This is a genomic window from Rhodopirellula baltica SH 1 (assembly GCF_000196115.1).
Lineage (GTDB): Bacteria > Planctomycetota > Planctomycetia > Pirellulales > Pirellulaceae > Rhodopirellula > Rhodopirellula baltica.
Window position 1 is genome coordinate 2669900 of the sequence record NC_005027.1, and the last position, 14402, is coordinate 2684301.

8 protein-coding genes are annotated in these 14402 nt (G+C 55.0%); 3 read left to right on the forward strand and 5 right to left on the reverse strand.

What is annotated here, in order from left to right; all coding sequences use genetic code 11:
- Positions 1-70: 70 nt before the first annotated feature.
- Both ychF and RB_RS10420 read right to left on the reverse strand, forming a co-directional pair.
- Entirely contained in the window at positions 71-1162 is a 1092-nt protein-coding gene (ychF, locus tag RB_RS10415; protein ID WP_037200879.1) for a redox-regulated ATPase YchF, read from the reverse strand.
- A 143-nt stretch (positions 1163-1305) separates the two neighbouring features.
- On the reverse strand, positions 1306-2841 hold the full coding sequence (locus RB_RS10420) for a porin (protein WP_231846385.1): 1536 nt from the start codon (positions 2839-2841) through the stop codon (positions 1306-1308).
- Positions 2842-3033: 192 nt separating this feature from the next.
- Between RB_RS10420 and queA the strand changes: the two genes are divergently transcribed.
- Both queA and RB_RS10430 read left to right on the forward strand, forming a co-directional pair.
- Positions 3034-4242, forward strand: coding sequence for a tRNA preQ1(34) S-adenosylmethionine ribosyltransferase-isomerase QueA (gene queA, locus RB_RS10425; RefSeq protein ID WP_011120320.1), 1209 nt, complete (start codon positions 3034-3036; stop codon positions 4240-4242).
- 231 nt (positions 4243-4473) lie between these two features.
- Positions 4474-5946, forward strand: a complete 1473-nt coding sequence (locus RB_RS10430; RefSeq protein WP_231846386.1) for a sulfatase family protein — start codon at positions 4474-4476, stop codon at positions 5944-5946.
- Positions 5947-6053: 107 nt separating this feature from the next.
- Here the strand turns inward: RB_RS10430 and RB_RS10435 are convergent, their stop codons facing one another.
- Genes RB_RS10435 through RB_RS10445 form a run of 3 tightly spaced genes read right to left on the reverse strand, consistent with a single transcriptional unit; the run spans position 6054 to position 11447 of the window.
- Entirely contained in the window at positions 6054-8036 is a 1983-nt protein-coding gene (locus RB_RS10435) for an alpha-amylase family glycosyl hydrolase (protein WP_007325774.1), read from the reverse strand.
- Between the two features lie 25 nt (positions 8037-8061).
- Positions 8062-10377, reverse strand: coding sequence for an HAD family hydrolase (locus RB_RS10440; RefSeq protein WP_007336886.1), 2316 nt, complete (start codon positions 10375-10377; stop codon positions 8062-8064).
- A 41-nt stretch (positions 10378-10418) separates the two neighbouring features.
- Positions 10419-11447 (reverse strand): carbohydrate kinase family protein, encoded by a 1029-nt coding sequence (locus RB_RS10445; RefSeq protein ID WP_011120323.1) that lies wholly within the window; start codon positions 11445-11447, stop codon positions 10419-10421.
- A 78-nt stretch (positions 11448-11525) separates the two neighbouring features.
- On the opposite strand from RB_RS10445, the gene RB_RS10450 reads away from it, so the two are divergent.
- Positions 11526-14354 carry an HAD-IIB family hydrolase gene (locus tag RB_RS10450; RefSeq protein ID WP_011120324.1) on the forward strand — a complete coding sequence of 943 codons (2829 nt, stop codon included), beginning with the start codon at positions 11526-11528 and terminating at the stop codon, positions 14352-14354.
- The last annotated feature ends 48 nt before the right edge of the window (positions 14355-14402 follow it).

Sequence of the window (14402 nt, forward strand, 5' to 3'; positions counted from 1 at the left end):
GCAAATGGGCACCAAAACGAATCGGTGCCTGAATATCAAACCGAAGATCAAATGCGTGCTGGAATGACGATCAAACGTTGAACAAGAAGTGACAGATGTCACCGTCTTGCATCACGTAGGACTTTCCTTCCACACGAAGTTTACCGGCTTGTCGAATGTCTTTCTCTGTTTTGTATTCTTCCAGCTCCGGCAACTGGTAGATTTCGGCGCGGATGAAACCACGCTCGAAATCGCTGTGAATCACCCCGGCGGCTTGGGGAGCAGTCGCTCCGATTCGAACCGGCCACGCACGGACCTCTGTTTCGCCGGCTGTGAAAAAGCTTTGCAAACCAAGTGTTCGGTAGGCTTCGCGAGCGATGATGTTCAGCGATGGTTCTTCCAAGCCCACGTCCGCCAACATTTCTGCTCGATCTTCTTCGTCCAGTTCGGCAATTTCTGATTCGAGCTTCGCACAAACGCAGGCCACCGAAGCTCCGGTCTTCGCCGCATGCTCGCGAACTTTGTCAACCAATTCGTGCTCGCCGTTGAGGTCGTTTTCGTCAACATTGGCGATGTACAGGATTGGTTTCGCGGTCATCAAGCCATAGCTGCTGATCGCGACCTGCTCGGCCTCGGGCAATTCCAAAGTCCGCAACGGTTGCTCGTTTTCCAAGTGTGCGTTGCACTTCTCAATTGCCGCGACGCGAAGCTTGGCTTCCTTGTCGCCGCTGCGAGCGGTCCGTTGAGCCTTACCCAATGCGTTTTCGAGCGTTTGCATATCAGCCAAAACCAGCTCGGTTTCGATCGTGTCGATGTCGGCGATCGGGTTGACTTGGCCGCTCACGTGAATCACGTCGGGATCCTCAAAGCAACGAACCACCTGCATGATTGCGTCGACTTGTCGGATGTGACTGAGAAACTTGTTGCCCAAACCTTCACCTTCGGCCGCACCTTTCACGATGCCGGCGATATCAACCAACTTCAACGCCGAAGGAATCACCTTCTTAGGCTTGATGAAGTCGGTGATCCGATTCAATCGCGAATCGGGCACGCTGACGATCCCTTCGTTGGGCTCGATCGTGCAAAACGGATAGTTGGCACTTTGAGCCGCGACGCTGGACGTCAGAGCGTTGAAGAGGGTGCTTTTGCCGACATTGGGCAAGCCGACGATTCCGGCTTCCATCGAGTTGCCTGAAAGAATGGGGAAAGAAAGGTGGGAGTCGAACCGCCATGATCCAGCGGTTTTCGCAACGGCCACTGTTATGGCGATTCCAACGCGATTCGTCGAGGCGACGCGTTGGAACAGAGCGACCTCCCGCCGCGGTGTCAGAATTCTGCCTGAAACTGCGTTCGGAACAAGGTTCCCTCGTCGCCAACCAGAATATCGCTGGTCGTGTTCTGCAACGGACTTCCGTCGAGCTGAGTCATGTCGAACGTGACCTTCAAACTTGGCTTGGACAACGGATACCAGTTCATGCCCACCGCATACTCGTTGGCCGCACCGTAGTCCCCATCGACTCGCGAAAATCTCAGGTTCACATCCAACTTCTTGTCAATCAAGAACTTGCCGCCCTCGACGTAGCAACCGTGTTGAAAAACCTGGTTCTTCGCGAGAGCTCCGTCACCACGTATATCCGTGATCCAGCGAAGAAACATCTCGCTCGTCAGACTCCATCCTCGACGCTTCCAAGCGAAGTCCGCTCCGTAAAACCAGATATCGAAATCCGAAATCGTCACGCCCGGAGAGATTGCGCCGACCTGTGTCAAACGAGTGCCATCGGACAACCGGACAAAGTTGGTTTCGTCGTAGGGATCACCGGACTGCTGACCGACCTGTGGCGAATAAACCATCGAGTGCCCAATTCGCCAAAGTGCCGTGTGCGTCTTTTCGTAGTCGACAATTTGCGACCCAAAATCCCCCGCGGGATCGATGTAGCTCGTTGCCGCAAACGTGATACGGTTGTCGGTTGCCGAATTGGGCAAGCTGGCCGTTCGATATCCGTTGCCAGCCATCACTTGGTAGTGCCCGTGCTCAGCAAACTTTCCGATACCGAAAAGCCCCACCGTTCGGTCGGGACGGAAGAAGTCGTTCGCCATTGGTCGATCAGCAAACCGCGTGCGCCGAGCACCAAGAAGCCATTGCCGGCTCGCGGAGACCTTTCGTTTGCCCATTTGAATCTGGAAGGTGTCCGACGCCTTCCATGCCCAGAAGTAATCAAAAAAGTCGAGCATGTGACTTCCATCGGTGTCGCCGTCGATTTGAACGAAATACGACAACCGTGGATCGATCACGTGGCCGCGCATCGTCAAACGTGCACGTTCAATATCAAATGCATTTCGATCAGATTTAATTCGGTTGATCCCGGCGTTGTCGGTCCACGAGTCACTTTGAGTCACAAAGCCATGGTGACGAAACTGCGTCCAACCATTGAACCTCAAATCGAACGAGTGCTTCTTGTGATCGAACGGACGAACGACAAAGCCGCGGTCGTAATCGACGTAATAATCGAGCGTTCGAAATGCCGTCGCTTCCAGGCTCCCATCACAACTTTCTTCCGACTGCTGTTCGGCGACCAACGCAACACGCTCAATCATGCCAGGCGTGCATCCGTCGCTCTCGGCATCGGCAAACAATCCTAAAGGACTTTCCGCCAACTCGACGCGTTTTTGCAGCTCTTCGATCTCTGCCCTTTGGGCGTCAAGCTGCGATTGCAAATCCAGCAACACGTTCGCGGTGTCTTGCCCGAAAACGAGAGTTGATGTGAGGTTCCAAGCCAAGGCAATTACCGCGGCACAAAGCAGCATCGTCCTGCTGGCGGGATGCGACGAAGCTCGACGACTGCGGAACAGTTTGCTAATCACTTTCGCTCTCCGCCATGGCGAGCAGACCGGTGGACACCGAATGAAACTTGACGGTTCAACCCTTTTGATCGGCAAATTAGCTTCATCTGTCGCATCCACCGCGAACGTCGCCCGCAAAGTCGCTGTATATGCCGTAACCCCAACCTGGGTGAAACGCCTCTCACACCGAGGCCGAACAGGCGAACCGATTTGGTGTTCCGGCAAGCTGTCCTCGCGACGATCGCCGAACGCCCCTATGCTGGTCGATCAATTCTTTCCGACACTTTCCTCCGCTCGTACGCGTCTTTCCGCATGCCATCTTTGGACCTCTACGACTACGAACTGCCTCGCGAACTGATCGCACAGGAGCCTCTGCAAAACCGAGTCGACGCTCGGCTGATGGTGATCGATCGAGCGTCCGGCGAGATTGAACATCACCACGTTCGCGATTTGCCACAGTTGCTTCGTGCCGAAGACGTGATGGTCAAGAATAATTCACGAGTCGTCCCGGCACGATTGTTTGGCAGACGAACCAAAACCGGCGGACGCTGGCAGGGTTTGTTTTTGCGATCCGATCGAGCGACGGGCGTTTGGGAATTGTTGACCAAGACTCGCGGCACCCTCCAAACCGGTGAAACGATCACCCTGGACGATCGCGACGCCCGCGCCGGCGGCGAATTGATGGTTATCGGAAGAGACGACCAAGGTCACTTGCTCGTCCAGCCAGTGCCCAACGAATCCTTCGAAGGACCACCCCAAGCAATCGAGCCAGGCAAATGGTTGGATAAGTACGGCCGAGTTCCAATTCCGCCATACATTCGCGATGGACACATGGTCGATGCGGATGTGACGAACTACCAAACGGTTTTCGCTAGCACCAATCCCGAAGACGCAGGCAGTGTCGCGGCACCCACCGCTGGTTTGCACTTCACCAAACAACTGCTCGATGAAATTGCCAAGGGTCAAACGGCATCTGCGGAGGTCACTTTGCACGTCGGCATTGGAACGTTCCGGCCTATCGAAGTGGATGACATCGACCAACATCAAATGCACGAAGAATGGGGCCGCATTGACGAAGATGCGGTCGAAACAATCAATGATCGTCGCAGCGGTGGCGGTCGATGCGTCGCCGTCGGAACGACTAGTGTTCGTGTACTGGAAAGCTGCGTCGCCAACCGCAACGAAACCAACGGCCGAGGCGTTGCTGCAACCTGGACCGGCGCAACGGATATTTTTATCAAGCCGCCTTATCGCTTTGGTGTGGTCGATGCCTTGATGACCAATTTCCACTTGCCCAAAAGCTCGCTGCTGGTGTTGGTCAGTGCTTTCGCCGGTCACGAATTGATCCGACGAGCGTATCAAGAAGCAATCGCGAACGAATACCGATTCTTCAGCTACGGCGACGCGATGCTGATCGTCTGATCAATGAACCAGAGCCGAGGCATCCTGCAGATCATGGCATACATGCTGTGCGGTTCTCACCTGGCCCCCGAGCCAATGCTTCGTTCGAAGCAACGACGGGTACATATCGCGAACGTGGGCAACCGCGTGAGGAAACGGTTACATTCGTGTCCTTCCTTCGTCTTTGCTGCCCCGGAGTCACCTTCGATGCCCACCCTGCCAGTCTCTCGAACCAGAGCGATAAACCTCTCGGTGCTTGTTGCCTTCGCGAGCCTGATGGCGTTCAGCATTTGGATTGGCAACGCTTCCGCAGCTGATCGACCAAACGTCATTTTGCTGATGGGAGACGATCATGGTTGGGATGAAACGGGATACAACGGCCATCCGCACCTGCAGACTCCGATCCTGGACCAAATGGCGGCGACGGGACTGCGACTGGATCGTTTTTATGCTGCCCATCCGACGTGCTCTCCGACAAGGGGCAGTGTGATCACTGGACGGCATCCGAACCGCTATGGAACGTTCACACCAAACTATTCGATTCGCCCCGAAGAGATCGGTGTCGCCAGCTTGTTGAAACAAGCGGACTACCACACCGCACACTTCGGCAAATGGCACCTTGGACCGGTCAAAGCATCCTCGCCGACGAATCCCGGAGCGTTCGGCTTTGACGAGTGGTTGTCACATGACAATTTCTTCGAGCTCAACCCTTGGTTGTCACGCAACGGCGGCCCACCTCAACAGTTTCAAGGCGAGAGTTCAGAACTGTTGATCGATCACGCCATTGAGTTCCTTCAAAAGGTCCCAAGTGACGAACCATTCTTTCTCGTCATCTGGTATGGATCACCGCATGAACCCTACAGCGGCTTGCCAGAAGACTTGGCGTTGTACGATGAACTTCCAAGTCAATTTGCCGATCAGACGACTCGCCTGACCTCCAATGAAACAGGGCTGCCCGTGCAGCGACCACTGGGTGATGTGCTCCGCGAACGTTATGCGGAAATCACTGCGATGGATCGTTCGATCGGAACGCTTCGTCACTGGCTGGCCGCGAATGAACTTCGTGACAACACCTTGCTGTGGTATTGCGGTGACAACGGCACTTCGGGTGATGGAATCGTCACGTCTCCACTGCGTGGTCAAAAGTCGGACTTGTATGACGGCGGAATTCGGGTCCCAGGACTAATTGAATGGCCCGCGAAAATTGGCCAGCCGACTACTTCACAGATCCCCTCCGTGACAACCGATATCCTGCCAACACTTTGTGAGCTGGCAAATGTCGACGTACCGCGACGACCACTCGACGGCGTCAGTCTGGTTCCTCTGGTAGAGGGTCGGATGAAGCAACGCAATCAACCAATTTGTTTCTGGAGTTTTGATCACCGCCGAGAATCCAACCGGGATCCATACTTGCCCGAAGAAGCCCAACAGGGCACCACGCCACTGGTGAAATTGATGAGGGGCAACGCAACACGAAATTTTGTCAACTATCATCATCGCGAAATCGAGCCGCAAGACTTTGGTGGCACCCGTGTGATTATGGACGATCGCTACAAGCTGGTTGTCTCCGCGGATGGTTCCAAGGAACTCTACGCGATGCAGGCGGATCCGAATGAGACCAAAAACGTGCTCGCCAACCAGCCTGAGATTGCCCAAAGCCTGACGGACCAATTGCAGGCCTGGCAACAATCGGTACTCGAGAGTTTAACGGGCCAGGACTACTGAGCATCGCTCGTAAAATCGGCGTCACGCTACCAAAAGGACGCGTTGCCTCGTCCACCACGACCGTCATTGACGCCCCGTTGTTAAGTCGGTGGGCCCGACCGACTGAATCAGACGCGGTGCAGCCACATGAATTCGTAGGGGCCGAGCGTCAACGGATGCGATGTGGTGATCGTCTGACCGGAGTACAAATCTTCGAAGAAGCGTCCCATGCCCGCCGTCCGCAATCGGTTGCTGTCGATCTCCTGAGCATGCTCGCAGAAGTTTGCGATCACGATCACACGGTTGCCTTCGTGTTGCCGGACATAACCGAGCAGATGCGGTGACTCGAGCACCAATAGCTCCATGTCCAACCCACCGAATGCCGGCGTCATCTTTCGAATCGCAATCAGTTTGCGAATCGACCGATAGATACGTCCACGAATGGAACCGTCATCACCGAGCTCCTCCAAGAATTTCCACTGCATCTTGGGTCGGTGCACCCACCGAGTGTCACCTGCTTTCGCCGGATCTTTGACGAAGTCGTAATCGTTCAGCGCTCCCCATTCTTCCCCCAGATACACCAGCGGAATCCCGCCGACACTGAGCATCATCGCATTGAGCAGGAGAATACGGCGAATCGCGAGCTCTTTCCAATCATCTCGGTCCGACTCGATCGCCTGCTCAAGCCCTGCGAGCGAAGCCAATGTTCCACTGATTCGCATATCGCCGTTGTCAGGGTTGTGCTGGAACGGCACCCCGCGAGCAAACGACCCTTCAAACTGGCCGGTGTAAAACGCATTGAGGAACTGACGATGCCCAAACGCATCAATGCCAACCGCTGCCGCGTCCGCATCATCGAACGTCCAACCAATGTCGTCGTGACAACGCAAATAGTTCACCCACGTCGTTCGTTCGGGCAACTTGTGACGTCGAGCCAACGAACGACGTAACAACTTCGTGTCGCGAGTCGCGAGAGACTCCCACATCAACGCCATCAACGTTGGGTTGTACGAGGTCTGGCATTCCTTGTGGCTGATATACCGAACGACATCGTCCGGGTGAACGATCGCCTCGCTCTTGAACACCAATCCTGGTGCCGCGATTCGCACGCACGAATTGAAAGCGCGAATCAGCGTGTGTGCCTCGGGAAGATTCTCGCAGTTCGTCCCCATTTGTTTCCAAATGAACGCCACCGCATCGAGCCTCAATAGATCGACCCCCGTGTTGGCGATGAACAGCATCTCGGACAACATCGCTCGGAAGACTTCGGGGTTTCGATAATTCAAATCCCATTGAAAGCTGTTGAACGTCGTCCAAACCCATTGTTGCATTCCATCATGCCAGGTGAAGTTCCCGCGACGAACGGTCGGGAAGATTTCACGCAGCGTACGCTCGTATTGATCCGGCACTTCGCGATCGGGAAAGATGAAGTAGTACTTTTGGTACTCCTCGTTCCCCGACTGAGCCTGTTGTGCCCAGTAGTGGTCATCCGCGGTGTGGTTGAAGACAAAATCCAACACCAGCAAAATACCGGCTTCGCGAAGGTCGTCCGCCAGCAAACGCAAATCGTCGATTGTCCCCACACGAGGATCGACACTGCGGTAGTTGCTGATGGCGTATCCGCCGTCGTTGTTTCCGGGCCGGACAGCAAACAGCGGCATAAGGTGCAGGTAGCTCAACCCCAGGTCTTGGAAGTACGGAATTTGCTTTCGTAATTCGCCAAGGTTCTCGCTGAACAAATCGACGTAAAGAGCACCGCCGACCAGCTTTTCGGATTGGTACCACTCCGGGTTGTTGATGCGGTGCTCGTCATCCTGCTTCAACTGTTCGGGGCGCATCCGCCACCCACGAATGATCGTCAGCAAGATTTGTTCGAGGTGGTAGAAGAAATCCCATTGGTCGCCGTACAAGTGCAGCAGATAACCAAACAGATCGTCCCAGTGCTGGACGATCCGCAATTGAATTTCGTCGGCTTCTTGCTGGGAAACATTCTCAACTTCCCAAAACGATTCCAACTTCGGCAGCAAACGATTCAGCGCACTCTGTGCCCGCGAATCCTTCACGCCGTTGCGAACCGCGTGCATCAGCGCGTTGGTGAGCATTGCGTTCATGGTTTCTGCTGGTGCGGATTCTGGTTCAGGAAGCGGCGGCGGCTTCGGAAGATTGACGTTGGTTGCGGTCGTCATTCGTATCGCCTGCGGGTTCGTCGTCTTGATGTTCGTTCGATTCTTCACCCGCCTTTTCGCTTGTTCGATGCTTCCCGGGCTCGTGTTCGATCTTATCGTTCGGAATCCGGATATGATTCAGGAAATCGTAGTATTCGATTCCCTCCATGATCCCACGAGCGTGGTTGCCTTCGGCAAAGTAAATCCGTGGCAGTCGTCGCAGCTTTTCAAGCTCGGGGCTGTAGTTACCCACCACGACGCCCAACGTGCCACCCTTCAGCATGCCTTCATCGTTGCCGCAGTCGCCCGCGACCAACAATCGTTCGGGTTCAAACCCCCAACGATAAGCCAGGTGCCGCAGCGACAATTCGCTGCCGCCACGCAGCGGGATGATGTCTAAAAATGATCCCAACGACAACACGACTTTGACTCGCAATCCTGCCGATCGAAGCATTTTGCGGATTTGAGCAACCGAAGGTGAATCTTCCGGGTCGATCCGGTAGCTGATCTTGAATTCAGTTTGATCCTTCTCGGTCTGCAAAAACAAACCGGGAATGGAATCGAGCACTTCGTGAACGAGCTTTGGCTGCCAGTGATGTTTGATCTGTTTCCGCCACGACAGGTCAGGGGTGAGCCCTTCGCCATAGTACAGTTCGGTGCCAACCGCCGCCGACAGAACATCGGGTCGAGGCAGATTCAGTTTCGTGATCAGCGACATCGCTTCGTCCAGCGAACGCCCGGTATCAATGCCAAACCCGACATCACGTCCCGCCGTATTCAATAGATCAACAAAATCGGCGAGAGCTTCGTCATCGCCGGTCAGTGTGTTGTCCAGATCCGTCATGATGATCCGGTCGAATTCCGGCAATCGCCGCGTCGTCCGTCCCATCGACTGTGCCAACGCGGGAGTCGCGGACTGCTCAATGATCTCTGTGACATCACGCAGATAGCGATCGACGTGATTGGCCCAACTGTAATGCGTTCGAGAACCTTCGATCCCGTTTTCGGACCAAGTCTGCCACTGTTCCGGCTCGGTCAAACAACGCATCAACGCGTGGTCAATGTCTTCTGCCGAAAGCGGATCGATGAGCAGACCGTTCTGGCAATTCGCGATGATGTCGCGTGGTCCGCCATCATTGGTCGCAACGATCGGAACTCCACTGGCTGCGGCTTCCAAAAGCGTCAAACCAAACGGTTCAGTCAACGCCGGATTGACGAAGATTCCCTTCCGCCGCGCGGTCAGGCGATACAACTCGGGGACGTCACTGGGACGGTGTGCTTTTGGATAAGCAACGTGACCATAGAGGTCATACACATCGATCAAGTGCAGAACATTGGTCAAAACACGACGCTGCCCAGATGGCATCTCACGAAGATCGTCTCGTGAGCCAAGGACCAGAACGAGATTCGCCATCTCGCGGAACTTTGGATTCTCACCAAAGACACGCACAAGCATCTCGATGTTCTTGCGTTCATCTGGCCGAGCCATCGCCACGACCATCGGCTTCTCCGAATCTTTCAGAAACGGCGTCAGCAGATCATGGATTCGCGGCAAAGGCTCGGATTCGTCAACCGGATAAAACTGATCCAAGTCGACACCCGGCGGAATCACTTCCATGCGGTCCGGTTGGTAATGATCGTAGACGGCGTATTGTTCTTCGACTTCTTGTCCGGTGCTGGTGATCACCATCGATGCGGTTTCGAGTGCAAATTCTTCCGCTTCTTCTCGAACGGTGAATTTGAATTTCTTGTCCAACTCGCGAGGCGGCTTCGGAGCCTTGGACTCTTGCGACGCCGCGATCAGTCGCTGACGTTTGACGCGTCCAAGTGAGTGTCCAGTGAAGACATAGGGCACATGAAGCAGCCGAGCCAATTGAGCGCCCGCGTATCCAGCGTCGGCATAATGACCGTGAATCAAATCGGGCAGGCCGACACGTCGGTAGTGCCCTAGCATCTGATCAATGAAGGTCTCCAGATACGGCCACAGCCCTTCTTTGCGGAGGTATCGTTTTGGCCCAAACGGCACGCGAACGATCTTCGCCTTTGGATTGATGATTTCTTCCACCTGGGCGTAGTCCGGTCCGACTCGCTCATCAAAAATTTGCCGTGTGACCAGCTCGACGGATTCTACTTCTTCTCGTCGCGAAAGTTCTTCCGCTAACTCGAGAACGTATTTGACCTGTCCTCCCGTGTCCGCGTCTCGTCCGAGTTCGCAATCTCGAGCACGGATCAATCCGTGCAAGCTAAGCAAAGTGACGCGAAGTGTCCCGCTGGCGGGCATGCTCATGGTAATCCTGTCGATAGAAGGTCCGAGTCCACGGGCCGCGTTCAGTCGTCTGGAACGCGATGCGGATCCTCGGTGAAATCAATCCGATAAAACTCTTTTTGGTCGCTGGTGGCTCCCGGTAAACCGCACACCTGAGACGCGAAACGAGTCGCGGTCTTCAAGGATTCTTCTACCGGCAGCTTTCTCAAATGCCCGGCGATCATCACCGATGCAAACGCGTCACCGGCTCCGACGGGATCAATCAATGGGTCTGGTTGCGGAGCTGCCACACTGATCGGTTCCGAACCACCGCTAACGTTTGTTTGGCTGGATTCGCTCAAATGACACTCCGCACCATCCGCGCCGAGCGTCACAAGCAGGCATTTGAGGCTGCTGTATTTGCAAAGCAATTCATGTGCCGCCGCTCGCCGATCGTTCGAACTGGACAATTCGCGACTAGCCAAATCGCTCATCTCGTCTTCGTTCAGCTTCACCAGTCCGGCACCTGGCATCAAATCGTCCAGCCAAGCCACATCGTAATGCGGTTTGCGAACGTTAATATCGAAGAACACGTCGAGATTGAGATCGCCGTCGGCCGCGAATTGATCGCGAAGAGCGTGAATGGTCTCTCGATTGCGTTGGCTGCGGTACGCGAGCGTTCCGTGATACAGCAGCGAGGGAAAACCAGCCGCGGTGGCTTCGCGAATTCGTTTCTTGATCGATTGCAGAACGGAATCGCGCGGCACAGGGATTTGATCGTACGCCACATCACGAACGATTTCGTATTGTGGTTCACCGTCTTCCAAAGTCACGGCAACTGTTCCAGTGGCAACGCCAGGCAACACCGCGACGGCATCGGTGGACAATCCCCACTCGCGCATTCGCCGAAGGATTTCGTTGCCGAGATCATCATCGCCAACGGCACTGACAAACAACGGCTCCAGCCCGAAACCCGCCAAATTCCATGCCACGTTGAGCGGGGCGCCACCGAGGACTTGACGATCGGGGAAACAATCCCACAACACTTCTCCCACAATGATCGCGACGCCTGCCTGAGGAACTTGACTGCGGGCAATCGACGAATCGGTCATCGTGCGTTGTAATCCTTGAGCAGCGAACTGATTGAAAATTCAAACATCATCCTCACGCGACAACGCTGATCTTACACGATGAATTCCACGATCGCATCCAACCCGACGTCTTCGCGAATTGTTTCCATCACGTCCTTGCCACCAAAAGTCTTGGCAACGGATTTAGACGGAACGTTCTTGCCGCTCGACGGGGATGATGCCGCCGTAGCTTCGATGAAACAAATTCGGGAGCAACTCGAAGCAATCGATGTGCCATTGGTTTTCGTCACCGGTCGCCATTTCGATTCGGTGCGAGATGCGATTGGCGAATTTAATTTGCCAAAGCCGCAGTGGATTCTGTGTGACGTCGGTGTCAGTATCTACAAAGCCGACGGTGAAGGCGGCTACATTCGTGAGTCCGCGTATGAGCAGATCCTCGACGAAGTGCTCGGCGACATTGATATTCAAAAGCATCGTCTCGCGATTGGTGAACTCGAAAATTTCACTTTGCAAGAGTCGTACAAACAAGGCCGGCACAAGTGGAGCTACTATGTTCCGGCCGATCAATTGGAAGCTTGTCATCAAGCGGTCGAGGCCTATCTCAAACTTCACGAGCTTCCCTGCAGCATCGTCAGCAGCATCGACCCATTCAACAACGATGGTTTGGTCGACGTTCTTCCGCACGGCGCTTCCAAAGCTTTTGCTCTGCATTGGTGGTGCGATCAACATGAGTTGCAGCCAGAGCAAATTGTGTTCTGCGGTGACTCCGGAAACGACACTGCCGCATTGATCGCCGGCTACCGGTCAGTGGTTGTTGGCAACGCTGATCGCAAGATCGCGCGCAAGGTCGCCGATGCGCATCAGGCGGCAGGTTGGGTCGATCGATTGAAACTCGCTCGCGGCACCAGCACATCCGGCGTTCTTGAAGGCGCTCGTTGGTTTGGTCTGTTTGAAAACTCGATCGAAGAAACATCGATCGAAGCCACGTCGCCCCTCAATGCGACCGACCTGCCCGAATCAATTCCCTGGGGAGCACGACTGATCGGTGCGAATCGTGCCGAGTTCACACTATGGGCTCCCAAACAAAAACAGGTGGTTCTGGAATTGATGCCGGACCGACTGGTTCGCATGCAGCGTGAAGACAGAGGCTTTCACCGCTGCATCGTGGACGGTGTCGTTGATGGCACCCGCTATCAATATCGATTCGTTCGCGATGAACACGTCGCCGCTTTCGCTGATCCAAATACCGAACTGAGTGTCGACATGCTGTTGCACGCTTTGCCGGATCCTGCATCTCGATACCAACCCGAAGGCGTCCATGGTCCGTCCTCCATCGTTGACGCGCAGTTCCCTTTCCAAGCAACAGCTGACTCAGCCGCAGACGAGCTGGACGAACTGATCATCTACGAAATGCATCTCGGGACCTTCACCGAACAAGGGACCTACCTGTCGGCGATCGAACGATTGGACGAACTGGTCGATCTTGGAATCACGGCAATCGAGTTGATGCCGATCGCCGCCTGTGCCGGACATTGGAACTGGGGTTACGACGGAACGCACTGGTTCGCACCGATGACCGCGTTCGGAAGCCCCAATGAATTCCGACAATTCGTCGATGCCGCGCACATTCGCGGGCTGCTTGTGATGGTCGATGTCGTCTACAACCACTTCGGGTCGGAAGGCAACTACTGGACCGAGTTTGGTCCGTATACGTCCCGAAAACACAACACGGTTTGGGGAGCGGCACCCAACTTTGACGATCCGAAACGCGGCGATCTTGTACGCCGATTTGTGATCGATAATGCAATCATGTGGCTCAAAGAATACAACCTGGATGGTTTTCGCGTCGACGCGATCCACTGCATGAAAGATGACTCCGCCAAACACATCACGACTCAAATGAGCGAAGAGATTCGCCGTTGGTCTGACAAAGCCGGCCGACGTGTTTGGCTGATTGCGGAAACAAACGTCTACGACGCCGCGATGGTCAAACCGCTCAGCGAAGGCGGCACCGGCTTCGACGCTCAGTGGAGCGATGATTTTGTGCACAGCATGTTCGCCACCGTCCGCCCCGGTGAACAATTGACCCAACGAATCTACTCACCGGGCAGTGACCTGGAACAAACGCTTCGCCGAGGCTTCGTTTTCGCAGGTGACGTCCGTGGCGATCGAGGCCGAGAGGCTGAACCGACGCTTGATACGGACGGGATGCTCAAACGCATCGACACACGGTCGTCCATCGTGTGCATTCAAAATCACGATTTCATCGGCAATCATCCCACGGGAATGCGTTTGCATCAATTGACTTCACCGGAAACGCAAGCCGCCGCCGTGACGCTGGCCATGTTGCTGCCATCCATTCCGATGTTGTTCATGGGAGAAGAGTTTGCATCGCCCAACCCGTTTCGTTTCTTTGTCGACTTTGGTGATCCACGTCTGCAACGTGCCGTTGTCCGAGGACGCAAACGCGAATACCCACAACACGATTGGAGCGATGGTGTACTACCAACGGACGAGGAAGCAATGCGATCCTCGGTGATTGGCAGCGTTGAATTGGGCAGCGAGACAATGCGGAATTGGTACAAGACATTGATCTCGATCCGCAAGCAATTCGTCGGGTCAGGACTGCTGTCTCCACAGAACTTCAGCGTCGACGTCAATTGCGAAGCCAACCTTTATTCACTCAGCTATCAAACGCCGAACGAGGCATTGCAGGTGATGGTGCGATTGTCACCCCTCACTGAGGACGACTCCGTCGACGAACCGTCAGCAATCGATCCATTGCCGTCGCGCCCGGAAGGCGCCTCGCCCGATTCATGGCGATTGCTCGCCGATTCAATGGAAGCATTTGGCGAACGCCTGACGGAGGGACTGCTGCCGAATCATGCTCGCATCTGCTACTTCGAACATGACGAGCCAACCGCGTGAGAAATCGCGGAAAAACGCGGCGTCAGGCCTCGCTGAACCACGCGAACC

Bases quoted from the DNA above. Each gene is read 5' to 3' on its own strand.
- RB_RS10440 (WP_007336886.1), bottom strand. From the start codon at position 10,377: ATGAGCATGCCCGCCAGCGGGACACTTCGCGTCACTTTGCTTAGCTTG.
- RB_RS10435 (WP_007325774.1), bottom strand. From the start codon at position 8,036: ATGAACGCAATGCTCACCAACGCGCTGATGCACGCGGTTCGCAACGGC.
- ychF (WP_037200879.1), bottom strand. From the start codon at position 1,162: ATGGAAGCCGGAATCGTCGGCTTGCCCAATGTCGGCAAAAGCACCCTC.
- RB_RS10450 (WP_011120324.1), top strand. From the start codon at position 11,526: ATGAATTCCACGATCGCATCCAACCCGACGTCTTCGCGAATTGTTTCC.
- RB_RS10445 (WP_011120323.1), bottom strand. From the start codon at position 11,447: ATGACCGATTCGTCGATTGCCCGCAGTCAAGTTCCTCAGGCAGGCGTC.